Here is a 1,272-nt window from a genome sequence, read left to right as displayed (position 1 = left end):
CACTGGTGGCTGTGAGTCCACCTTCACCGGAGAAGAACGAGGACCAGGAACCGGGTCCGCTCGAGCAGCAGGAACCGGGCGGTGAGGCATTCGGGGTGATCCCGGATGCCGGACCGGACCGGGAGCTGACGGCAGCGGAGATGGCTGTCATCCAGCAGATGGTCCGCCAGGCCAAGGAGGCCGGCGTTGCGCTGACCGGCCCCGACGGGTTGCTGAAGGCGTTGACCAGGACCGTCATTGAGACGGCGCTGGATGAGGAGCTGTCCGAGCACCTCGGGTATGACAAGCACGCCCCGGAGGGCCGCAACCGCGGCAACTCCCGCAACGGCACCCGGACCAAGACCGTGCTGACCGACAACTGCGGCCCGGTGGAGGTGACCGTCCCGCGGGACCGGGACGGCTCCTTTGAACCGCAGCTGGTCAAGAAGCGTCAACGGCGCCTGTCCGACCTGGACGAGCTGGTCCTGTCGCTGTACGCCAAGGGCCTGACCACCGGAGAGATCTCCGCCCACCTGTCCGAGGTCTACGGCGCCTCGGTGTCCAAGGACACGATCTCGCGGATCACCGACCGGGTGATCGAGGAGATGACCGCCTGGTGGGCGCGCCCGTTGGAGCGGGTCTACGCCGCGATCTTCATCGACGCGATCGTGGTCAAGGTCCGCGATGGCCAGGTCCGCAACCGCCCGTTCTACGCCGCGATCGGGGTCGACCTCGACGGGCACAAGGACATCCTGGGCATGTGGGCCGGTGACGGCGACGGAGAGTCGGCTAAGTACTGGCTGGCGGTGCTGACCGAGCTGCGCAACCGCGGTGTCAAGGACGTCTTCTTCGTCGTGTGCGACGGCCTGAAAGGGCTGCCGGACAGCGTGAACGCGGTCTTCCCCGAGGCGATCGTGCAGACCTGCATCATCCACCTGATCCGCAACACCTTCCGCTACGCGAGCAGGAAGTACTGGGACCAGATCAGCCGCGACATGAAACCGATCTACACCGCCCCGACCGCCGCGGCGGCGCGGGACCGGTATGAGGACTTCGCCGAGAAGTGGGGCAAGCCCTACCCCGCGATCAAGACACTGTGGGAGGGCGCCTGGGGCGAGTTCATCCCGTTCCTGGACTACGACGTGGAGATCCGCAAGGTCATCTGCTCGACCAACGCGATCGAGTCGCTCAACGCCCGCTACCGGCGCGCCGTTCGGGCCCGCGGGCACTTCCCGAACGAGGCCTCAGCGATGAAGACGCTGTACCTGGTCACCAGATCGCTGGACCCCAAGG

The 1,272-nt window shown here is 66.7% G+C and carries 1 protein-coding gene; it reads left to right on the top strand.

Going from position 1 to position 1,272, the window contains the following annotated elements; genetic code table 11:
• Positions 1–140: 140 nt before the first annotated feature.
• Positions 141–1,272, top strand: a 1,132-nt coding sequence (locus BJF86_RS11105; protein ID WP_237768185.1) for an IS256 family transposase, incomplete at its 3' end; no start/stop codon positions are given.

The organism is Serinicoccus sp. CNJ-927 (assembly GCF_001942435.1).
Taxonomy (GTDB): Bacteria; Actinomycetota; Actinomycetes; order Actinomycetales; family Dermatophilaceae; genus Ornithinicoccus; species Ornithinicoccus marinus.
This window is presented reverse-complemented; position numbering and strand designations above follow the sequence as displayed.